This window comes from Deferrisoma palaeochoriense (assembly GCF_054656955.1).
The window spans coordinates 22,761-43,065 of sequence record NZ_BAAHXI010000020.1; the positions used below are offsets into that span (position 1 = coordinate 22,761).

Sequence of the window (20,305 nt, forward strand, 5' to 3'; positions counted from 1 at the left end):
CCGGCGCCCCGCGCCGGGCCCCCGGAAGGAGGAAGGCCATGAAACGTCTCATCCGAACCGCCTGGCTCCCCCTGGCTCTCGCCCTCTGGCTCCCGGCCGCCGCATGGGCCGGGGTGACCCTGACGTACAGCAACTTCTTCCCCCCCACCCACATCCACAGCAAGCTCGCAGAGGAGTGGGCGAAGGAGATCGAAAAGCGAACGAACGGCGAGGTGACCTTCCAACTTTTTCACGGCCAAACCCTGACCAAGGGCAAACAGGCCTACGACGGCGTGGTGAGCGGCATCTCCGACGTGGCCCTTTCGCTGTTCGCGTACACCCCGGGGCGGTTCCCGGTCATGGAGGCCGTAGACCTTCCGTTCGGGTACCCCAACGCCAAGGCCGCCACCGAGGCGATCAACGAGGTGTATCGCCAACTGAAGCCTAAGGAACTCGACGACGTGAAGGTCCTCTATCTCCACGCCCACGGCCCGGGGCTCGTGCATAGCAAATCGAAACCCATCCGGACCATGGAGGACCTCAAGGGCCTCAAGTTCCGGGCCACCGGGTTTGCGGCCAAAATCGTGAAGGCGCTCGGGGGCACGCCCGTGGCCATGCCCATGCCCGAAACGTACCAGGCCCTGGCGAAAGGGGTCGTGGACGGGGCCCTTTTTCCCATAGAGGCCTTGAAGGGCTGGCGGCTGGGAGAGGTGGTGAAGTACACCACCCTCAGTTACCCCGCGGCCTACACCTCAGGGTTTTTCGTGGCCATGAACAAGCAGAAGTGGAACGCGCTTTCCGACAGCGCCAAGAAGGCGATCGACGAGGTAAGCCAGGAGTTCATCCCCAAGACTGCGGCGGCGTGGGATCAGATCGACGAAGAGGGCAAGAGGAACTATCTTGAGAACCAGGGTGGCCATCTGGTGGAACTCTCTGCCGAAGAGGCCGCCCGCTGGAAAAAGGCGGTGGAACCGCTAATCGAGGAATACGTGAAGGAGAAGGAGGCCAAGGGCCTGCCGGGCAAGCGGGCCGTGGAGATCATTCGGGGCGTCCTCGCCAAGTACCAGTAGTCGCGCTTTCCTGGCGGGTGTTCGCCCGGCGCGGCGGACACCCGCCCCCGTTTCTCCCGGAGTTCGGCCATCATGCGTTTTCCCCTCTTTGACCGCGCCACGGCGGTGGCGAACGGCCTTAGCGCCGCTTGCCTCGCGGGCATGATGCTTCTGACCTGCGCCGACGTGATCGGCCGGGCGGTCGGCCACCCGATTCTCGGAGCCGTGGAGGTGACCGGCATGCTCGCGGCCCTCACGTTGGCGTTCTCGCTCCCCTACGCCCACCAGAAACGGGCCCACGTGGGCGTGGAACTCCTCGTGATGCGCCTTGGCGACCGGCCTCGGGCGGCCGTGGACCTGGTGACCGGGGTCCTCGGGACAGCCCTCTTTGCCGTGGTCGCGTATGAGATGTGGGAGTACGGGACCACGATGAAGCAAGCCGGGGAGGTCTCGATGACGCTACGGATGCCCACATACCCGGTGATCTACCTGATCGCGGTGGCCTTTTGCCTGTTCGCCGCTGCCTACGCCCTGGACGTGATCGACCGCGCGGCCACCGTGGTCCGCGGCCGCGGGAAGGAGACGTCATGAGCTCCATGGCCGTCGGGGTGGCCGGGATCCTGATCCTGGTTGCGTTTTTTTTCACGGGGATGCCCGTCGCCTACGTGATGACCCTCGTCGGCGTGGCCGGGTTCGCCTACATGGTGAATCCGGCGGCCGCCCTGAACCTCACAGCCCGAGACATCTGGGGGGTGTTCACCTCCGAGGGGCTCACCGTGATCCCGCTTTTCGTGCTCATGGGCCAGATCGCGTTCAACGCGGGGATCAGCCGAAGGCTCTACGACTGCGCCTACAAGGTGCTGGGGGCCACCCCGGGGGGGCTCGCCGCCGCCACCGTGGCCGCCTGCACGGCCTTCGGCACGGTGTGCGGTTCGAGCCCGGCCACCGCCGCCACCATGGCGGTAGTCGGCCTGCCCGAGATGCGCCGGTACGGGTACGACCCCGCCCTCGCCTCGGGGAGCGTAGCGGCCGGCGGCGGACTCGGGATGCTCATGCCCCCCTCCGTCCTTCTCATCGTTTACGGCATCCTGACCGAGCAGTCGATCGGGGCGCTGTTCGTGGCGGGGGTAGTCCCGGCGATTTACATGACCCTCTGGTTCCTCGGTGCCATCTGGGTGTACTGCAAGCGCCACCCGGACCACGCCCCTCCGGGAGAGAAACTCCCTTGGAAGGAACGGCTGTTTTCGCTCCTGGAACTCTGGGAAACCCTGCTCGTGTTCGCGCTCGTTATGGGGGGACTCTTCTGGGGTTTTTTCACCCCCACCGAGGCGGGCGCGGTCGGGGCGTTCCTGATCCTGCTCCTCGCCCTGGTCCGCCGCCAGATTTCCCTCACCGGAATCGTGAAATCCCTGTATGAGACGGTGCGCACTTCGGCCATGGTGCTCCTTCTCATCGCCGGTGCCACGATCTTCGGCCACTTTCTCGCGGTGACCCGACTCCCCTTCGAACTGGCCGCTTGGGTCGGCGGGCTCGATCTGCCGGGCTGGCTCATCATGGCGGCCATCGTGGGGATCTACCTCGTGGCCGGGTGCTTTATCGACGCCATGGCCCTGGTGATGCTGACGATCCCGATCTTCGCCCCGATCGTGACGAACCTCGGCTACGACCTCATCTGGTTCGGGGTGATCATCGTGCTCGTGGGCCAGATGGGCGTCATCACCCCGCCCGTCGGGATCAACGTCTACGTGGTGAACGGGGTCGCCCGGGACATCCCCCTGCACCTGATCTTCAAGGGGGTCATGCCGTTTCTGATCGCGCTCATCCTGGGCACCCTTTCATTGATCGCCTTGCCGCAGATCATCACCTTCCTGCCCAGGATCATGTACGGTTGACGGATCGGGGGACTCCGGATCCCGAAACACCCCTTTAGCCCCGGAGGCTCCGCCATGCTGACCCGCCCCTCCTGGGGAACCGCCGCCTTCGGCCTGGGCCTCGGCGTCCTCGCCGCGCTGCACCAGTTCAAGGTACCCCCGGCCCTGCCCGACCTGGTGCGCGCTTACGGGTACCCACCCCTGGTTTCGGGTGCCCTCATGTCGGTCTATGCCTTGGCGGGCATCCTGTTCTCCTGGCCCGTGGGCCGGTGGTTCCGCCGCGCGGGCCCGGCACCCCTGGTGTTCCTGGCACTCGCCCTCCTGGCCCTCGGCACCGGGATCGGTCTCGGCTGGCCCGAGAGCGCCGGGTGGATGCTCCTCGGCCGCTTTCTCGAGGGCACGGGATTCGCCGTGCTGGCGGTGGTGGGCGGGGTGCTCACCACCGCGGGGGCCCCGCCGGCCCGGCGGATGCTCGCCACGGCGCTCTGGGCCACCTGGATCCCGGCGGGGCAGGTGTTGAGCAGCCTTGCCGCCAGGGCGCTCGCGGCCGGGGGGCGGTGGGACCGGCTGTGGTGGGCCTCCCTGGTGGCCACGGCGGCGCTCGCCGTCTGGGGGCTCGCGCTGGGCCAAACGGACCGCCTTCGGCTCGAGCCCCAGGGGCCAGCGGCTCCGACCTCAGCGGAAACCGCCCCTCGGGTTCGGGCCCCCCTTCTCCTCGCCTCGGGCCTTTTTCTCCTTTGGGCCCTGCAGTTCATCGCGTTCATGACCTGGCTGCCGCTCTTCCTCGTGGACGCCCACGGTCTCGACGCCGGCCAGGCGGCCCTCGTGTACGGCCTGCCGCCGGTTCTCATCATCGCCTTCAACCTCCTTGCCGGCGCCCTGCTCTCCCGCGGGGTCCCCCTGTTGGCGCTGATCACGTCCGGCCTCGTCGCCCAGGCCGCGGTGTGGTTCGCCGCGCCCGCCACCACGGATACGGGGATGGGCCTCGGGCTCCTCGCGATCTACGGCGTCGCCTCGGGGATCATCCCCACCTGCATCTTCGCCCTTCCGGCCCGGCTCAAGGGCGCCGGCCCGGCGGCCCAGGGCTTCGGCGCCCTCATGACCGGCCGGAACCTCGGGGTAATGGTGGGCCCGATCCTGCTGGGGGAGCTCGTCGGCCTGGCGGCCGGGTGGGATGGGGTGGCGAAAGTGTTCGGGGGGATCTGTGCCCTGGCGGTCGGGATGACGGCCCTTCTGCGGCGCCACATGGAAGACCCCGGGCAGCGTTACTAAGGCCTACGAAGGTAGTGCCGGCCGCGGGTGGGGGGCTGGCTCCGGCCGGGCGCGAGTGCGCACCCGATCGCCGCGCCTTCGCATGCCGTTGTCAGCCCGGTAGGCCAGGACGCCGGTGGCGGAAGTTCCTGAACGTCCAAAGCAATCCAAGCCGGGTGAGGGCGCGGCGACGTAAGGGGCCGCGCCCGGCTCTCCACCAGCCCCCCACCCGCTGGTTCCCTTGTGAAGGTCGGTAATCTAACAATACTTTCGTTGGTGTTAGTAGCGCAGGGGATCGTGCGCCGGGCGGCGCCAGGGGGCCCCGGCTCCGCCCGGCGCCGCAAGGGGGGAGACCTCTACGGCACGATCAATACGTGGCCCGGGCAGTGGTGCATAACGAAGTGGGACACCGAGCCCACGAGCTTCTCGGCCGCCTCCTTGAGGCCCCGGCGGCCCACGAGCACGATCTCGTGCTCGTCCTCCTCGTAGATGCGGCACAGGGTACGGCCCACGGTCCCCTCCTCCACCCGTGTGGCCACCTGGAACCCGAGCTTCCGGAGGCGCTCGGCCTCCCGCTCCAGGATCTCCTCCCCCTGGGCAAACAGCTTCGTGAGGGCCTCGTACTTGGCCTTCCCCGGCAGATGATCGAGTCCGTGGATTTTGGGGTTCACCACGTGAATCAGGGTCACGTGGATCCCGGGCGCCGCTTCCTGGATGGCCACCAGGGCGTCGATGCACCGTTCCGAGGCGTCCGAGCCGTCGAGCCCCACGAGGCATCGGATCGGCCGCTCCTCCTCCGGCCCCTTGGGGAAGCGGCCGGTGCGTTTCACCACAAGCGTCGGCCGGTCGGTGTGGTGGACCACATGGCTCGAGGTGGACCCGAACAGGAGGTCCCCCAGGTCCGCCTGTCCCCTGCGGCCTATCACGATCAGGGCGGCGCCCAGTTCCCTGGCTGCGTCGCAGATGGCCTGCCCGGGGGCGCCGTCGAGAAGCCGGGTCTCGACCTCCAGGCCCGCCTCCCGCACCCGCGCCGCCTCCCGCTCCAGGATCTCGGCCCCGACCTTTTTCGCGTTCTCGCGGATGAGGTCGAGATACATGTCCGCGATCATTCGGTACTCGAGCTTTTTTAGGTCCACCGCGTGGGCTAGGGTGAGCTTCAGGGGAATCCGCTTTCCGAGCCGGATCACGTAGTCGAGGGTCCGGGCGCTGGGCTCCGACCCGTCCGTGCACACGAGCGTCGGGATCGCCATGGCGTCACCCTCCTAGAAGCTCTGCGGGTAGAAGATCTTGGGGAGGAACAGAACGAGATCCGGGATGTAAGTGAGAATCGCGAGCACGAGGAGTTGCAGCAAAATGAACGGCATCACGGCCCGGGTCACGTAGATCAGATCCTTCTTGGCCACCGCCCCGGTGATGTAGAGGCTCACCCCCATGGGCGGGGTGATGTACCCGATGCCCAGGTTCACGGTCATCAGGAGACCAAAGTGGAGGCTGTTGATCCCGAACTGGTAGAGCATGGGCAGGAAGATCGGGGTCAGGATCAGCGTGGCCGAGATGATGTCCATGAACATGCCGACGATCAGCAGGAACACGTTCACGACCGCGAGGAACACCCACTTGTTCGTGATGTTCGCGGTGACCGCCTCGGTGATGATCTGGGGCAGGCGCTCCACGGTGAGGTACTTGCCGAACACCGTGGCCCCGGCCACGATGACGAGCAGGGTGGCCGAGGTCACGGCCGAAGAGACGACGACCTTTTTTACCTCCGCGAACCCCATGTCCTTGTGGATGAAGATCTCCACGATGAAGGCGTATACACAGGCCACCACGGCGGCCTCGTTGGCGGTGAACATGCCCGAGAAGATTCCGCCGAAGATGATCACCGGGAGCATCAGGGCCCAGAAACTCTCCTTGATGACGGCCAGGAACTCCCGCAGCGGCGGGGGCTTTTGCATCTTGAACCCGTCGCGCTTGCACACGTAGTACGTGTACAAGCATAGGGCCAGGGTAATCAGGAACCCCGGCACGAATCCGGTCATGAAAAGCGCGGCCAGGGAGTCGTTGGTGATCATCGAATAGAGGATCATCGAGATCGAGGGCGGGATGATGATCCCGAGGATCGGCGCCGAGGTCATGACCCCCACGGTATACTTCTCGTCGTACCCCTCGGCAATGAGCGCCGGGATCATGAACCCGCCGATGGCCACCACGGTGGCCACGGTGGAACCCGAGATCGCCCCGAACATGCCGCAGGCCACGACTCCGGCCATGCCGAGGCCGCCGGGGAAAAAGCCCACCACGGCCTTGGCCGTCTTGATCAGCTTGTCCACGATGGACCCCGAGGTCATGATGTTCCCGCACAGAATGAAGAAGAGCACCACGACCAAGGCGAACTTGTCCATGCTCCGGTAAAACGCCTGGGCCAAGAGCATCGACTGGGTGTCGAACGGCATCGCCGTCATGGCGAAAAACGCCATGCCCACCACCCCTGTGAAGAAGAGGCACATGTACACCGGGATCGTTGCGGCGAGGCCCCCAAGCAAAAGAAGCAGCACGTAGTAGATAGTGTTGTCCATTTCCATGGTCCGCTCTCCCGCGCCCTACTCGGCCGCCGCTTCGGATTCGGAGTCGCCGCCCGCCACGGGCCGGCCCGTGATATCCTCGTAGAGCACGTGGGCAAGCCGCAGGAGCATCAAGATCCCCATGGCCGGCAGCATAAGATACAGCAAATACTGGGGGATCTTCAGGATGATCGTGGTCTGCTTGGTCACGTACTGGAGCTTCACGAGCTTCCAGCCGTAGTAGGTCATGAACACCCCGAAAACGAGCACGGCGGCGTGGTTCAGAAAGTCGAGGGGCTTTCGGATCCAGGGAAAGAGGTTCGGGACCGCGTCGATCCGGATCAGGGCCCGGTTTTTCACGGCGGCGGCCGACCCGATGAACGTGGTGTACATGATGACCTCCCGCACCAGTTCCTCGGGCCAGGTCATGGTGTAGGTGATGGTGTAACGCGTGACCACGCTCACAAACAGTGCCACAAGGGCGGCCATCACCGTGAGAAACAGGGTCCACTCCTCGAAAAACGTCAGGACCCGGTCGATCCCGTACAGCACCTTCCGAACCATGGAGGCTCCTCCCGCAGGAAACAAAACGGGCCGGGGGCCCCGGTCATACTCGGGAACGCCCCCGGCCCTGGATGACCCTACAGCTTGTAGCCCATGAAGTCCTGGACCTTCTTCAGGTAATCGGGCCCGATCCGGTCCGCCCACTCCTGGTGGACCACGTCGCCCTTCTGGCGGAGCATCTTCATGTCGGCCTCGGGCAGCGTGAAGAACTGGATCCCGTTGGCCTTGGCCTTCTCGATCTCCCGCTCCTCCTGCTGCCGGGTGAGCACGCGGGTCTTGGCGCACTCCTCGTGGATCACGTCGAGGAGGGTCTTCTGGAGATCCTTGGGCAGGCTCTGGAACCAGGCCTTGTTGATCAGGTGGATGAAGAGGCCCTGGGCGTAGTTGATCTGGGTGAAGTACTTGGCCACCTCAAACTTCTTGGTGATGTTGCACACCATGGGGGTATGGTCAAGCGCGTCGATCACGCCCTGCTTGAGCGCGATGTGCACGTCGGGCCAAGGCATGACCACGGCGTTCAGGCCCCACGCCTTGTAGAGGCTTTGGTTCACCGCCGCCTCCGCGATCCGGAACTTCAGGGGTTTGGCGTCCTCGTAGGTGCGGACGGGCTTGGTGGTGGCCCAGCCGTAGTTCCCGTAACCCGTGATGTCCACCCCCATCACGCCCTTTTCCTCGGCGCCGGCGAGGAAGTGGTCGAAAAGCTCCTTGTTCTCCACAAACTTGTCCAGCTTGTCGAAGGAGTTGACCAGGAACGGCAGGTTCACCAGCCCCATCCGGGGGGCGATGTTCGTCACCGCCACCGAGGAGCACAGCATCCCCTGCACCGCTCCCATGACGAGCTGGTTCAAGACCTCCACCTCGCCGCCGAGCTGGGAAAGCGGATAGTAGTCGAAATAGATCTGGCCGTTGGTGCGCTTCCAGAGTTCGTCGCGGATCCGGTACCCCACCGCGATCCCCTCGATCACCGGGTGAGACACGTTGGACACCTTCATCACGTACTTGGCGCCCGAGGGGTCGAACTTGGGCTTCCACGCCTCCAGCGGGTTCTTTTTCTTGGCCGCCATGCCGACCCCGAGACTCAGGGCCACGCCGACCGCCACGACCAACGCCGTCAGGTGCTTCCAGTGTCGCATGCTTCCTCTCCTTTCCTGGGGTGGGGGTAAACCGCCGCTTGCCTGCCCCTTGTGGGGCCCTCCAATCAAACGCGGTTGATAACCTACCATGCGTTCGATTGGGGATCAAGAAGGAAAATGGCGTTCGCTTGGACAAAACGGGGTTCAGCCGGTACGCAGCCAAACACCGATCTACCATACCCCCGCGACCAAAAAGAGGGGCGCGGCCACCCGCGCCCCTCCCCGCCCACTCAGACGATCAGGCCCCGGCTTCGCGTCCCAGCCGGAACGCCTCGAGGTTCACCTCACGCACCTTGGGCGGCACGCTCTCCTCCACCGCCTTGCGCCAGACCTCCTCGGGAAAATCCAGGAACCGGGAGGCCGCCCCCACCAGGACCACGTTGGCGGCCTTGCGGTTCCCGGCCTTCTCGGCGAGCGCCGCGCTCTCCACCCGCACGAGTTTCACGGGGTAGGCCTTGAGCCGCTCCTCCACGTCGTCGGGGTACTCCGCGAGCCCCGCCGATACGGTGGAGGGGTTCACCCGGTCCGGGGTGTACACGATGGTGCCGTCGCGGCGCACCCAGTGGGCGAACCGCAGGGCCTCCAGGGGCTCGAACCCCAGGAGGATGTCGCAGCCGCCCTCGGCCACCAGGGGCGAGTGCACCTTCTCCCCGATGCGCACGTGGCTCACCACGCTCCCGCCCCGCTGGCTCATGCCGTGGACCTCGCTCTGCTTGATGTCCAGCCCCTGGAGCAGGGCCGCCTTGGAAAGGACCGCGCTCGCCAGGATCACGCCCTGGCCGCCGACCCCGCTCAACAACAGGTTCACCGTCTTCATCTGGATCCTCCGGTCAGGATGGCGGCCCTCACGCCTGGGGCCGAATGGCGTCGAACTTGCAGACCTGGGCGCACACGGTGCACCCGGTACAGAAGTTGGGGTCGATCTGGGCGTGCTTGGCGTCGCCCTCGCCCACCATACCAAGCGCGATGCAGCTCGTTTTGAGGCACACGCCGCAGGCGGTGCAGGCCTCGGGGTCCACCTCCATGGGGGTGTTCTGGACCCTGTACTGGAGCACACAGGGGTCCTTGGTGATCACCACGGAGGGCTCGGGCTTGTCGAGCTCCTCCTTCAGGACGGTCTCGACCTCCTTCAGGTCGTACGCGCTCACCACTCGCACGTTCTCGGGCTTCACCCCCAGGGCCAGCACGAGCTTCTCCATCTCGATGGCCGGGGCGTCGTCGCCCATCAGGGTTTTCCCGATCCCCGGGGTGACCTGGCCCCCGGTCATGGCCGTGATCCGGTTGTCCTGGATCAGAACCACCGAATGGCCGCCGTTCCAGATCATGTCCATGAGCCCGGTGACCCCCGAGTGGAAGAAGGTGGAGTCGCCGATCACGGCCACGGTCTTGTCCTTGCGGTCGGTCACCTCCCCCATGGCCTTGGAGATGCCGTGGGCCATGGTGATGGACCCGCCCATGCACAGGCAGGCGTGCATGGCGTCGAACGGCGGCAACGCTCCCAGGGTGTAACAGCCGATGTCGCCCGACACGAACACCTTGAGCTTCCGGAGCACCGTGAACACCCCCCGGTGGGAGCAGCCGGGGCACAGCACGGGCGGCCGCACCGGAAGCCCCTGGGCCGCGGGCTGGCGCTCGGCGGCCCGACCCGTGAGCTTCTCGGCCACGAAATCGGGGGTGAGTTCCCCCACGATGGGGAACCAGTCCTTGCCGTGGGCCACCTCGATCCCCAGGAGCCGCACCTGCTCCTCGAGAAACGGGTCGAGCTCCTCCACCACGACCACCTGGTCCACCTTGGAAGCGAATTCCCTCACCAGGTCGTCAGGAATCGGGTAGGTGAGGCCCAGCTTGAGGAAGCTCGCGTTCGGCATCGCCTCCTTGGCGTACTGGTAGGCGATGCCCGAGGCGATGATCCCCACCGACCGGTCCCCCCACTCGATCCGGTTGAGCGGGCTCGAGGCGCCGTAGGCCCGGAGCTTCCGGAGCCGCTCCTCGATCTGGGGGTGCTTGGGCCGGGCGAAGGCCGGGAGCATCACGAACTTCTTGATGTCCCGCTCCAGGTGGTCCGGAGCCGGCCGCTCGGCCCGGTCGCCCAACTCCACGATGGATTTGGAGTGGGAGATCCTGGTCGTGGAGCGAAACAGCACCGGGGTGTCGAACTCCTCCGAGATCTCGAAGGCGATCTTGAGGAACTCCTTGGCCTCGTGGGAGTCGGAGGGCTCGACCAGCGGGATCTTCGCGAACTTGGCGTAGTTGCGGTTGTCCTGCTCGTTCTGGCTGGAGTGGAGATTGGGGTCGTCGGCGCACACGAGAACGAGCCCGCCCCGCACCCCGGTGTACGAGGCCGTGAACAGGGGGTCGGCCGCCACGTTGACGCCCACGTGCTTCATGGCCGCCAAAGCCCGCACCCCGGCCATCGAGGCCCCCACGGCCGTCTCCAGGGCCGTTTTCTCGTTGGGGGACCACTGGCTGTAGATGTCCGGCTTGTACCGGCTCCCGATGGTCTCCAGGATCTCGGTCGAAGGGGTTCCGGGATAGGCCGCGGCGTAACGCACCCCGGCCTCCCAGGCGCCCCGGGCGATCGCTTCGTTTCCGGACAGGACCTCTTTCATGGCAACTCCTTCAGGCGTTGGGGGCCCCTTCGGGCACCGATTAGGATGTGGCATCCACCTTGACCACCAGGGCGGCGCCGGTGTCCCCGGCCGCGCACCCGGTGAAGAGCCCGTAGCCCCCGCCCTTCTCCACCAACTCCTCGATCATTTCGATGATGCAGCGGCCGGCCGTGGGGCCCTGGGGATGGCCGAAGATGAGGGGGCTTCCGTAGTTGTTGGCCTTGGCCGGGTCGATCCCGAACTCCCGGGCGAAGTAGATGTCGTTCACCACGAACGGGTTGTGGGTCTTGATCGCCCCCACCTGATCGATGGTGATCCCCGCCTTCTCCAGTGCCATGCGGGCCGCCGGCACCGGGGCCATGGGCATGAACCCTTTCTTCACCCGGGCGAACCCGTAGGAGAGGATCTGGATCTCCACCCCGGGGTCGGCCGAGAGCTCCCGGGCCCGGTCGCGGGTGGTCACAACGATGGCGCAGTTCCCGTCGGCCGGGTGGGTCTGGGCCCCGAAGGAGTGGACCCCGCCCTCCAGCACCGGGGGCAGCTTGGCCAGAGCCTCGCGGCTCGTGGGGATGATGCCCTCGTCGGCCTCGAGGGTCAGGGTCTTCTTTTTGCTGACCCGGACCTCCACCGGGAACATGTAGCGCTTCTGGAACGCCCGGTCATTCTCCAGGGCCCTGGTGTACTGCTCGTACCGCAGCGCGGCGAGATCGTCGCACTCCTCCTTGGTGACGCCGATGGCCTTGGCCACGTTCTCGGCCGTCTGGATCATGGCGTTCTTGGCGAAGGGGTCGCGGTTAAAGTTCTCCATGACCCAGTCCTCGGCGATCATCTGGCCGCCGGGACCCAGGGGGTTCGGCCACAGGATGTGGGGCCCGTTGGAGCACCGGTCGGTCATGAGGGTGAGCACGTGGCCCATGGCCCCCGACTCGAGCCCCGTGGCGGCGTAGTAGAGACAGGTGGTGGAGGTGGAGCAGGCCTGGCTCACATTGCAGCCTGGGGTCTCCTCGGCCCCGATCATGCCGGCCACCCAGGGAGCGCCGTAGAAGGCCTGCTTCTGGTGGATCGTGTACCCGAGATACAGGTAGTCGAACTGCTTCGGGTCCCACCCCTTCTGGCCGAACCAGCGGCTGGCCGTCTGCGCCCCGAGCACGAGCGAGTGCTCGGTCGAGAGGGTCCCCTGCCACTTCGAAAAGGGGCTCGAGTAGTACCCGCGGAACGGAATGTAGGCCTTGGTGAACATCGTCTCCTCCTCCCTCGAAACGTCGGTCAGCGGTCGTCGGTCACCGGTCTTCGATCGCACGGGGGCTCGCGTTTACGCGCCGCCCCGGAGCTTTTTCTCGCGCTCCTTGAGCTCCCGCTTCAGGATCTTTCCGGTGGGGTTCTTGGGCAGCTCGTCCAGGAACTCCACGATCCGCGGGGCTTTGTAGTCGGCCAGGTGCTTCTTGACGAGCTCGATGATCTCCTCGGCCGTGGTGCGGCCGGGCTCCTTGAGGGCGATCACCGCCTTCACGGTCTCGCCGAACACCTCGTGGGGCACCCCGATCACGGCGCACTCTCGCACATTGGGGTGTTTGTAGATCACCTCCTCCACCTCCCGCGGCCAGATCTTGAGCCCGGCCGAGTTGATCATGTCCTTGAGGCGGTCCACGATGAACACGTACCCCTCGTCGTCCATGTACCCGATGTCCCCCGAACGCAGCCACCCGTTCACGATGGTCTCGGCGGTCTCCTCGGGTTTCCGGTAGTACTCCTTCATCACGTTGGGCCCCTTGATCCAGATCTCGCCCAACTCCCCGCGGGGCACCTCGTTGCCGTCGGCGTCGGCGATCCGGATCTCCACGTCCATGACGGCCGTGCCCACCGACCCCTCCTTGTGGCGGAACTCGTGGTTGTAGGTGGAGAACGGTGTGGTCTCGGTGAGCCCGTACCCCTCGTGGATCACGAGGCCGAACTTCTCCTTCCACTGCCGGGCCACCTCGCCGGGCATGGACGAGGCCGCCGAGAAGCAGTACCGCACCGTCTTCATGGCCTCGGCCGAGCGCGGGTCGTTCAGGACCATGATGTAGATGGCCGGCACGGCGTACCACCGGGTGATCCGGTCCTTCCGAAGGCTTTCGATCACCCGGTCCAGGTCGAACTTCTTGTGCAGCACCAGGGTGCACGCGGCCTGGATCACCGAGTTGAAGATGAAGTTCTGGGCGAAGGAGTGGTAGATCGGCAGGAAGCAGATGGCCCGGTCGTCGGGGCGCATCTGGCACATGTACTTGGCGGCGTTCGTGTTGGAGACCACGTTCCCGTGGGTGAGCACCACCCCCTTCGGCTTGCCGGTGGTGCCCGAGGTGTAGATGATGGCCGCCCCCTCGTGGCGGTCGGTGTACACCGTGCGGAACTCGGGGGACGCCGCCTCGAGCAGGTCCGACCACTTCCGGTCCCCGGACTCCCCGTCGATCGAAACCACCGTGCGCAGGTTCGGGATCCTGTCCCGGGCCGGCACGTGCTCCATGAGGGCTTCCTCGGTGATGAGCACCACGCCCTCGGAGTCGTTCACCATGTACTCGACCTCGTCGGCCTTGCACATGCTCGAGATGGACACGGCCACGGCCCCCACCTTCTGGCAGGCGTAGTAGGCGATGATGAACTCGGGGCAGTTGGTGAGGAACAGGCACACCTTGTCCCCCTGCTCCACCCCCAACCCCTGGAGGGCGTTCGCCATCCGGTTCGCGTCGGCCCAGAACTGTCCATAGGTCCATGAGCGATCGCCGCACACGATCGCCTCGCGCTCCGGGAAGAAAATGTTGTTGCGGTCCAGGGTGTCAGCGATGTTCATGGTGTCCGCTCCTACGTCGCGTGTCAGGGCACCGGACCGGGCCGGGGCTCCCGACTCCGGCCGGTAAAGTTTCACACGTCCTCGGCCGTTTTCCACCGCGGAACCGGCCCGGTCGGCCCGGCCCGCCCCGGCAAAACGCCGGGTCAAATCCACGCCTTGTTTACCAAACGCTTGGTCGGTATGCAACCCCCGGGCCCTGGTTCCCGCCGAAAAAAAAGAGCCCCGGCCGACCGAACGGCGGGGGCCCCGCGCAAACGCGCCTCCTCCCTCGGGGGATCAGCGGTTGGGCGCCTTCCCCAGAGCGATCCCGGAAATGATGAGCTTCTGGATGTTGGAGGTGCCTTCCACCACCTGGTACGACTTGGCATCCCGGAAGTAGCGCTCCACCGGGTACTCGGTGGAGTACCCCCAGGAGCCGTAGATCTTCATCACCTCGTTGGCCGCGTGCACCGCGGCCTCGGCCGAGTAGTACTTCGCGATCGAGGTCTCAAACTGGTTCGGCAGGCCCTTATCCTTGAGGTAGGCCGCCCGGTAGACGAGGAGCTGGGCCGCGTGGTGCTCGGCCACGAGCTCCGCAATGGTGGACTGGATCATCTGGAACTCGCCGATCGGCTTCCCGAACTGGGTGCGCTCGTTGGCGTACTGGATGGCGAGATCGATGAGCCCCCCGGCGCACCCGAGGGCGCCGGCCGCACACCCGAGCCGGGTGTTGTTGAGCTGCCACATGCAGATCTTGAAGCCCTCGCCCACCTGGCCGAGCACGGAATCCTTCGGAATCTTGGCCCCGTCGAAATAGATCTCACCGGTCGGGGCGCAGTGGAGCCCGAGCTTCGTCTCGATCGCCCGGGTGGTGACGCCCTCGGTGTTCTTCAGATCCACCAGGAAGCAGGTCATGCCCTGGTACTTCTTCGACCGATCGGTGTAGGCGTACACGAGCCCCACGTCCCCCACGTGGGCGTTGGAGATCCAGGTCTTCGTGCCGTTAAGCTCCCAGTGGTCGCCCTTGTCCGTGGCCGTGGTCTTCATGCTGGCCACGTCCGAGCCGCTGTTGGGCTCGGTGATGGCGAAGAACCCGATCTTCTCTCCGCTGACCCACCCGGGGATGTACTTCTCCTTCTGCTCCTCGGTGCCGAACTTCTGCACCGTCAGCGCCGGTCCCAGGTTCTGCATGTTGAACGGGAGCCGCCAGGAGGGGCTCACCTTGGCGATCTGCTCGGCCAGGAGCACGCTCTCCAGGAGCCCCATGCCGTTTCCGCCGTACTTCTCGTCGATGCCGCAGCCGAAGAACCCGAGCTCCCCCATCTTGCGCACCCGCTCCAGGGGAAAGGCGTGCTCGGCCTCTTCCTTTTCGACGAACGGCTTGATCTCGTTCTCCGCAAACCGCCGGGCCTGCTCCTGCACCATCTTCTGTTCGGGCGTCAGTTCGAAGATCATGGCTCCTCCTTTTCCCTCAAGCGGGTTCCAACACGACGAGGACCTGGTCCTCCTCCACGGCATCCCCGGGTTTCACCCGGACCTCCTTCACCACCCCGGCGGCCGGCGCAAACACGTCGGCCTCCATCTTCATGACCTCCAGGATCACCACCGGGTCGTTGGCCGCCACGGCCTCTCCGGGCGCGCACTCCACCTTCCACACGTTTCCGGCCATCGGGGCTTTGACCTCAATCATGGCACAACTCTCCTTGGGTTGGCACCCCGGCTCCCGGGGTGGATCGGGGAAGCAACTCTTATTCCATCAACCGCGGCCCACGGTCGGAGGTTCTCCCTCTGCGGTCCGAGGGGTCACCTTTCTCGACTCGATCCGCCTCCCCCCTCCTCGTACAGCGTCCCGGCGGCAGGGCGCATCTCAGCGCCCTAACACGCTCATCCCCCCACCATCGCCAAGAACACGCCGGCCGCGATCAACGTGCCGAGCACCCCGGCCACGTTGGGTCCCATAGCGTACATCAGGAGGTAGTTCTGCCGGTCCTCCTCCGAGGCCACCTTGTGGACTACCCGGGCGGCCATGGGCACGGCGCTCACCCCGGCCGCGCCCAGGAGCGGATTGACCTTGTCCCGGCTCAGGAGATTCATCAACTTCGCGAGCAGGATCCCGGACGCGGTGCTCACCATGAATGCAAAAAGCCCTAGGAAGAACACGAAAATCACCTTCGGCTGGAGGAACGTCTCGGCCCTCATCGTGGCCCCCACGCTGATCCCCAGGAGGATCGTCACGATGTTCATGAGCTCGTTCTGGCTCGCGCCCACCAACCGGTCGACCACCTTCGACTCACGGAACAGGTTCCCGAGCATGAACATGGCCATCAGGGGCGCCGAGGCCGGCACGAGCAGGATCACCACCAAGGCCGCGATCACAGGGAACAGCACCTTCTCGGCCGGATGGACCTTGCGGGCCTTGCGCATGCGGATTTTCCGCTCGGCCTGGGAGGTGAGCAACCGCATGATGGGCGGCTGGATGAGGGGCACCATGGCCATGTAGGAGTACGCAGCCACGGCCACGGTCCCGAGCATGTGGGGCGCCAGCTTCGACCCCAGGTAGATCGTGGTCGGGCCGTCCGCGCCCCCGATGATGCCGATGGTGGCGGCCTCCCTGAGGTCGAAGCCCATGAGGTGGGCGCAGAAGAAGGTGATGTACACCCCCACCTGGGCGCCGGCCCCCAGAAAGATGAGCCGCGGCTGGCTCAGGAGCGGCCCGAAGTCGGTGAGGGCCCCGAGCCCCAGGAAGATGAGGGGAGGAATGACCTCCCACTCGATGCCGTAGTGGAAGAACCGCCACAGGAGCCCCTCGCCCGGCTCCATGAGCCCGGTGCCCGGCAGGTTCACCACGAGCATCCCGAAGGCGATGGGCAGGAGCAGCAGGGGCTCGAACTTTTTGACGATGGCCAGGTACAGGAAAAACCCGGCGACGAGCCACATCACCGGGTGGCCCCAGGTGAGCCCGAGGAATCCCGTCTGGTGGACCAGTTCGCCGATCCATCCCCCGGCACTCATGCCTCGCCCCCTTCCCTTTCGGCCCAGCGGCTCACGCCGGCGGCCACGAGGCGCACGGCCACATAGACGAGCCCCATACCGACGAACACCGCGGCCGTCCCGGCCGCAAAGATCCGCACCGCTTCCACCATGGTCCTTCCTCCTCACGTGCCGTACCCCTCGGGGCGGGGCACCTCCCATCGCGCCCCAAGTGGAGAGCAAAGGCCATGCCAGGGCAGGGAGAAGATCTGTTTTTCTTTTCTTCTTAAGGCGTTTCGTGGATCTAGGGCAGGGGATGCGATCGGGAGGCGGCAGGGCGAATGTCTACGAAATCCGACACTTCGGGGGAGATCGTCGGGGAACTCCGCGGTGAGAAGGGCCCGCGGCGTGTCTCAAAAAATCGACATGTCGCACAAACAAGACAACAGGGATCAGCCCAGGCCGTACCGCGCGAGCTTCTGATACAGAGTGGCCCGGTGAATTCCCAACAGCTCGCAGGCCCGCCGCTTGTTCCCCCCGGTAATCTCCAGGACCCGGCGGATGAGACGCTTTTCGGCCTCCTCCACGGCCTGGCGCAAGAGGGGAGGATCCCTTTCCGGCATCTCAGGGAGATCGGCCGTCAAGAGTTGGACCGGCAGATCCCGCACCTCAATCACCGGCCCGGCCGCGTTCCAGGCGGCCCGCTCCACGGCGTTCTGGAGTTCCCGCACGTTCCCCGGCCAGGGGTACCGCCGGAGGGCCTCGAGGGCCTCCCGCGCCATACGGCGCTTTCCGGTCCCCTCAAACGGAAAGTGTGTGTCCAGGAAGTGGTCCACGTACAGGGGGATGTCTTCCGGGTGGTCCCGCAGGGGAGGCAGGTACACCAGGAGCCGGTTCAGCCGGAAATAGAGGTCCGCACGGAACCGCCCGGCCTCGACCAGCTCCTTCAGGTCCACGTTGGAGGCGGCGATGAGACGGAAGTCCACGTACCGGGGGCCGGTGCCCCCCAGGCGCTCCACCTCCCGCTCCTGGAGCACCCGCAAGAGCTTCGCCTGGATATCCAGCGGGAGATCCCCGATCTCGTCGAGGAAGATGGTGCCGCCGTGGGCCTGTTCGAATTTGCCGATCCGGCCCTTTCGGTCGGCCCCCGAGAACGACCCGGGCTCGTACCCGAACAGCTCGGACTCGGCGAGCTCCCGGGGGATGGCCGCGCAGTTGAGCCGGACGAAGGGCCCGTCGGCCCGGGGGCTCTCGTTGTGGATGGCGTGGGCGAAGAGCTCCTTCCCGGTGCCGGTCTCGCCCACCAGCAGCACGTCGGCCTCCGAGCGGGCCACGCGCTTGGCCAGGTCCACGGCTTCCCGGAGCTTTCGCCCCGTTCCCAAGATGTGGTCGAAGGTGTACCGGTTGCGATGGGGCAGATTCCGGAGCTTTCGCTGGTAGCTCGCCACCTGGTCCTCGAGGACCTTTACCTTCCGGCTAAGGCGCGCGACCTCCCGGAGATCCCGGAACATGATCGAGCCCATGGCGCCCACCACCCGGCCGTCGCGGCGCAGGGGGATGCGGGCCACCACCTTCGTCTTCCCCTCGATCTCCTGGAGGTGCCCCACCTCGGCCCGGCCCGTCTGGCACACCACGTGGAGCCGCGACGAGGGGATAAGCTCGGTGATGTGGCGGCCCTTGGCCGCGCCCCGCTCGAGCCCCAGGAACCGCTCGTTCTCGCGGTTCATGTACACGACCCGGCCCTCGGCATCCACCACGATCAGGCCTTCGTAGCGGTTGTCGAGGAGGGTGCGCAGGGCCTCGATCACGGCCTCGTCCGCGTCGTAGGGCCCCAACGCCTCGGCCACTACGGAGAGGAGTTCTTGCAGTCGGTTCATGGCATAGGGTTGGAAATGGATGCGGGAAGAACCCGCCGACGGCGGATCCGTATCGTTGCGCGAAACGGAAGGGAGTGCGAAGCGGCCTTCGGGGATCGAGCCGGCGCGGCCGGTTTCGCGGAGAGGAGGCGGAGTCCCTGACCCCCAATCCCCTTCCAGAGCACCGGACGACGGGAACCCGAGCACCGGCCTCGCTGGGCCCTACCCAGGTCTCGAACCTGCCGGGACAGCAGGTGGGATCCTGCTTCCTCTCCCTTTTCCCGGCGACCTGTGGGTCTCGCTATCAAGCCGGTAGCAGGGGGGTGAGCCTCCCCGCCTTCTAGCCTTCTAGCCTTCTAGCTTTCCAGCTTTCCAGCCTTCCAGCTTTCCAGCCTGCTCACGCGTTGGCAGCACGGGCCAGCGTAGCAGGGGTTTCCCCGGAGAGCTCCGCCATCAACTCCCTCACCGGCACGACCCGGTCCACCCGCCAGGCGTTGGCCCCCACCGTGTACAGGGGCGCTTCCTCGTCGGGGTTGTACCCGGCCGAGCTCAAAAGCCCGTTGCAGATGCAAAAGTATTTGCCCTGCTCCCGCACGGCCAGGCAACCCGCGGGGCCCCTAAGGTACCCCTTGTCGCACCGGACCCGCAGCACCCCGGAGACCGCCTTCCGGTACATGCTCGACGAGCGCAGCACCCGGAACGGCAGCCCACAGGGGCTACCGGGCGCCACCGCCACCTCGATATCCTGAAGGGTGCTTGCGACCACGGCCCGCTTGTAGGCCTCGGAGGCCCCGCTTTCCTGGGTGGCCAGAAATCGGGTTCCGAGCTGGACCGCCGCGGCACCCCGCCGGAGCATGGCCGCCACATCCTCGTGGTCGTAAATCCCCCCGGCCGCGATCACCGGAATGCCCCCCTGCCGCTCCGCCTCGGCGAGCACCTCGTCCACCAGGTTCTCCAGGGAATGGGCCGGATCCTCCACCTCGTCCCGGCTCTTCCACCCCAGGTGTCCGCCCGCCATGGGGCCTTCGACGACGACGGCGTCGGGCCGGCGGCCGGCGGCCGCCCACCGTTTCCCCAGCACCCGGAGCGCCCGAGCCGAGGACACGATGGGGATCAGCGCCACGTCCTCGGCCCGGGGATGCCCCGCCACGACCGAGGGGAGCGAAAGCGGCAACCCCGCGCCCGACACGATGGCGTCGGCCCCCCCGTCGAGGGCCCCGAGAACGCTCTCGGCGTAGGACTCCTGGATCGCCACCATGACGTTCATGGCCACGGCGCCCCGGCCCTCCGACAACGCCTTGGCCCGGGCGATCTCGGCGGCAGCGGCCTCCCTGGCACCGACGTCCCGGCCGAGGCGACGGCTCACCAACCGGTCGAGGCACGCGCTCGACACCGTGCCCATGCCCCCTTCCCGGGCCACGGCCCCCGCCAACTCGGCCAACGACACCCCCACCCCCATGCCCCCCTGAACGATGGGGCGGTCGCAATACACACGGCGCACGGCAAACGGGGACAACGACTTGCTCACGAACGACTCCTTGCTCTCTGGCGTGCCCCAGGGGGCACCTACAAACAAAAAAAGGAGAGGTCGGCGACCTCTCCTTCACACCCGAGGGGGATTGTGGGAACCCGACCTACCTGGGGCCGCCCGATGGA

18 protein-coding genes are annotated in these 20,305 nt (G+C 66.2%); 4 read left to right on the plus strand and 14 right to left on the minus strand.

Annotated elements, in window-relative coordinates:
- Positions 1–38 precede the first annotated feature (38 nt).
- The 4 genes from ACYQ8L_RS07495 (at position 39) to ACYQ8L_RS07510 (ending at position 4,171) form a co-directional block, all read left to right on the plus strand.
- A complete protein-coding gene (locus ACYQ8L_RS07495; RefSeq protein WP_459941165.1) occupies positions 39–1,049 on the plus strand; it encodes a TRAP transporter substrate-binding protein in 1,011 nt (336 codons plus the stop codon).
- Between the two features lie 72 nt (positions 1,050–1,121).
- Positions 1,122–1,619, plus strand: coding sequence for a TRAP transporter small permease (locus tag ACYQ8L_RS07500; protein WP_459941166.1), 498 nt, complete (start codon positions 1,122–1,124; stop codon positions 1,617–1,619).
- Positions 1,616–2,920, plus strand: coding sequence for a TRAP transporter large permease (locus ACYQ8L_RS07505; RefSeq protein ID WP_459941167.1), 1,305 nt, complete (start codon positions 1,616–1,618; stop codon positions 2,918–2,920). Before ACYQ8L_RS07500 ends, ACYQ8L_RS07505 begins: the two co-directional genes overlap by 4 nt.
- A gap of 54 nt (positions 2,921–2,974) precedes the next feature.
- Entirely contained in the window at positions 2,975–4,171 is a 1,197-nt protein-coding gene (locus ACYQ8L_RS07510; RefSeq protein WP_459941168.1) for an MFS transporter, read from the plus strand.
- A 335-nt stretch (positions 4,172–4,506) separates the two neighbouring features.
- Here the strand turns inward: ACYQ8L_RS07510 and ACYQ8L_RS07515 are convergent, their stop codons facing one another.
- From ACYQ8L_RS07515 to ACYQ8L_RS07580, 14 genes are all read right to left on the minus strand, one after another.
- A complete protein-coding gene (locus tag ACYQ8L_RS07515; protein WP_459941169.1) occupies positions 4,507–5,400 on the minus strand; it encodes a universal stress protein in 894 nt (297 codons plus the stop codon).
- Positions 5,401–5,412: 12 nt separating this feature from the next.
- Positions 5,413–6,726, minus strand: a complete 1,314-nt coding sequence (locus ACYQ8L_RS07520) for a TRAP transporter large permease (RefSeq protein ID WP_459941170.1) — start codon at positions 6,724–6,726, stop codon at positions 5,413–5,415.
- Positions 6,727–6,750: 24 nt separating this feature from the next.
- Positions 6,751–7,275: a TRAP transporter small permease gene (locus tag ACYQ8L_RS07525; protein WP_459941171.1), complete on the minus strand. Its 525-nt coding sequence runs from the start codon at positions 7,273–7,275 to the stop codon at positions 6,751–6,753.
- Between the two features lie 77 nt (positions 7,276–7,352).
- On the minus strand, positions 7,353–8,408 hold the full coding sequence (locus tag ACYQ8L_RS07530; RefSeq protein WP_459941172.1) for a TRAP transporter substrate-binding protein: 1,056 nt from the start codon (positions 8,406–8,408) through the stop codon (positions 7,353–7,355).
- Positions 8,409–8,646: 238 nt separating this feature from the next.
- Entirely contained in the window at positions 8,647–9,225 is a 579-nt protein-coding gene (locus ACYQ8L_RS07535) for an indolepyruvate oxidoreductase subunit beta (protein WP_459941173.1), read from the minus strand.
- A gap of 28 nt (positions 9,226–9,253) precedes the next feature.
- On the minus strand, positions 9,254–11,017 hold the full coding sequence (iorA, locus tag ACYQ8L_RS07540) for an indolepyruvate ferredoxin oxidoreductase subunit alpha (protein ID WP_459941174.1): 1,764 nt from the start codon (positions 11,015–11,017) through the stop codon (positions 9,254–9,256).
- A gap of 40 nt (positions 11,018–11,057) precedes the next feature.
- Positions 11,058–12,257 carry a thiolase family protein gene (locus ACYQ8L_RS07545; RefSeq protein ID WP_459941175.1) on the minus strand — a complete coding sequence of 400 codons (1,200 nt, stop codon included), beginning with the start codon at positions 12,255–12,257 and terminating at the stop codon, positions 11,058–11,060.
- A gap of 72 nt (positions 12,258–12,329) precedes the next feature.
- Complete coding sequence (locus tag ACYQ8L_RS07550; protein ID WP_459941176.1) at positions 12,330–13,844, minus strand: long-chain-fatty-acid--CoA ligase; 1,515 nt, start codon at positions 13,842–13,844, stop codon at positions 12,330–12,332.
- 276 nt (positions 13,845–14,120) lie between these two features.
- A complete protein-coding gene (acd, locus tag ACYQ8L_RS07555; protein ID WP_459941177.1) occupies positions 14,121–15,278 on the minus strand; it encodes a glutaryl-CoA dehydrogenase Acd in 1,158 nt (385 codons plus the stop codon).
- A gap of 16 nt (positions 15,279–15,294) precedes the next feature.
- The gene (locus ACYQ8L_RS07560) at positions 15,295–15,513 is read right to left on the minus strand and encodes a biotin/lipoyl-containing protein (RefSeq protein WP_459941178.1); all 219 of its coding nucleotides are present in this window, start codon (positions 15,511–15,513) and stop codon (positions 15,295–15,297) included.
- Positions 15,514–15,707: 194 nt separating this feature from the next.
- A complete protein-coding gene (locus ACYQ8L_RS07565) occupies positions 15,708–16,835 on the minus strand; it encodes a sodium ion-translocating decarboxylase subunit beta (RefSeq protein WP_459941179.1) in 1,128 nt (375 codons plus the stop codon).
- Positions 16,832–16,966 carry a hypothetical protein gene (locus ACYQ8L_RS07570; protein WP_459941180.1) on the minus strand — a complete coding sequence of 45 codons (135 nt, stop codon included), beginning with the start codon at positions 16,964–16,966 and terminating at the stop codon, positions 16,832–16,834. Before ACYQ8L_RS07570 ends, ACYQ8L_RS07565 begins: the two co-directional genes overlap by 4 nt.
- 279 nt (positions 16,967–17,245) lie before the next feature.
- Positions 17,246–18,670, minus strand: coding sequence for a sigma-54 interaction domain-containing protein (locus ACYQ8L_RS07575; RefSeq protein ID WP_459941181.1), 1,425 nt, complete (start codon positions 18,668–18,670; stop codon positions 17,246–17,248).
- Between the two features lie 376 nt (positions 18,671–19,046).
- Complete coding sequence (locus ACYQ8L_RS07580; RefSeq protein WP_459941182.1) at positions 19,047–20,177, minus strand: NAD(P)H-dependent flavin oxidoreductase; 1,131 nt, start codon at positions 20,175–20,177, stop codon at positions 19,047–19,049.
- Positions 20,178–20,305 lie beyond the last annotated feature (128 nt).

Excerpts from the sequence above, each read along its gene's own strand:
- ACYQ8L_RS07560 (WP_459941178.1), bottom strand. The coding sequence starts at position 15,513 with ATGATTGAGGTCAAAGCCCCGATGGCCGGAAACGTGTGGAAGGTGGAG.
- ACYQ8L_RS07520 (WP_459941170.1), bottom strand. The coding sequence starts at position 6,726 with ATGGACAACACTATCTACTACGTGCTGCTTCTTTTGCTTGGGGGCCTC.
- ACYQ8L_RS07570 (WP_459941180.1), bottom strand. The coding sequence starts at position 16,966 with ATGGTGGAAGCGGTGCGGATCTTTGCGGCCGGGACGGCCGCGGTGTTC.
- ACYQ8L_RS07500 (WP_459941166.1), top strand. The coding sequence starts at position 1,122 with ATGCGTTTTCCCCTCTTTGACCGCGCCACGGCGGTGGCGAACGGCCTT.
- ACYQ8L_RS07530 (WP_459941172.1), bottom strand. The coding sequence starts at position 8,408 with ATGCGACACTGGAAGCACCTGACGGCGTTGGTCGTGGCGGTCGGCGTG.
- ACYQ8L_RS07575 (WP_459941181.1), bottom strand. The coding sequence starts at position 18,670 with ATGAACCGACTGCAAGAACTCCTCTCCGTAGTGGCCGAGGCGTTGGGG.
- ACYQ8L_RS07545 (WP_459941175.1), bottom strand. The coding sequence starts at position 12,257 with ATGTTCACCAAGGCCTACATTCCGTTCCGCGGGTACTACTCGAGCCCC.
- acd (WP_459941177.1), bottom strand. The coding sequence starts at position 15,278 with ATGATCTTCGAACTGACGCCCGAACAGAAGATGGTGCAGGAGCAGGCC.
- ACYQ8L_RS07535 (WP_459941173.1), bottom strand. The coding sequence starts at position 9,225 with ATGAAGACGGTGAACCTGTTGTTGAGCGGGGTCGGCGGCCAGGGCGTG.
- ACYQ8L_RS07525 (WP_459941171.1), bottom strand. The coding sequence starts at position 7,275 with ATGGTTCGGAAGGTGCTGTACGGGATCGACCGGGTCCTGACGTTTTTC.
- ACYQ8L_RS07510 (WP_459941168.1), top strand. The coding sequence starts at position 2,975 with ATGCTGACCCGCCCCTCCTGGGGAACCGCCGCCTTCGGCCTGGGCCTC.
- ACYQ8L_RS07550 (WP_459941176.1), bottom strand. The coding sequence starts at position 13,844 with ATGAACATCGCTGACACCCTGGACCGCAACAACATTTTCTTCCCGGAG.
- ACYQ8L_RS07515 (WP_459941169.1), bottom strand. The coding sequence starts at position 5,400 with ATGGCGATCCCGACGCTCGTGTGCACGGACGGGTCGGAGCCCAGCGCC.
- ACYQ8L_RS07565 (WP_459941179.1), bottom strand. The coding sequence starts at position 16,835 with ATGAGTGCCGGGGGATGGATCGGCGAACTGGTCCACCAGACGGGATTC.
- ACYQ8L_RS07505 (WP_459941167.1), top strand. The coding sequence starts at position 1,616 with ATGAGCTCCATGGCCGTCGGGGTGGCCGGGATCCTGATCCTGGTTGCG.
- iorA (WP_459941174.1), bottom strand. The coding sequence starts at position 11,017 with ATGAAAGAGGTCCTGTCCGGAAACGAAGCGATCGCCCGGGGCGCCTGG.
- ACYQ8L_RS07495 (WP_459941165.1), top strand. The coding sequence starts at position 39 with ATGAAACGTCTCATCCGAACCGCCTGGCTCCCCCTGGCTCTCGCCCTC.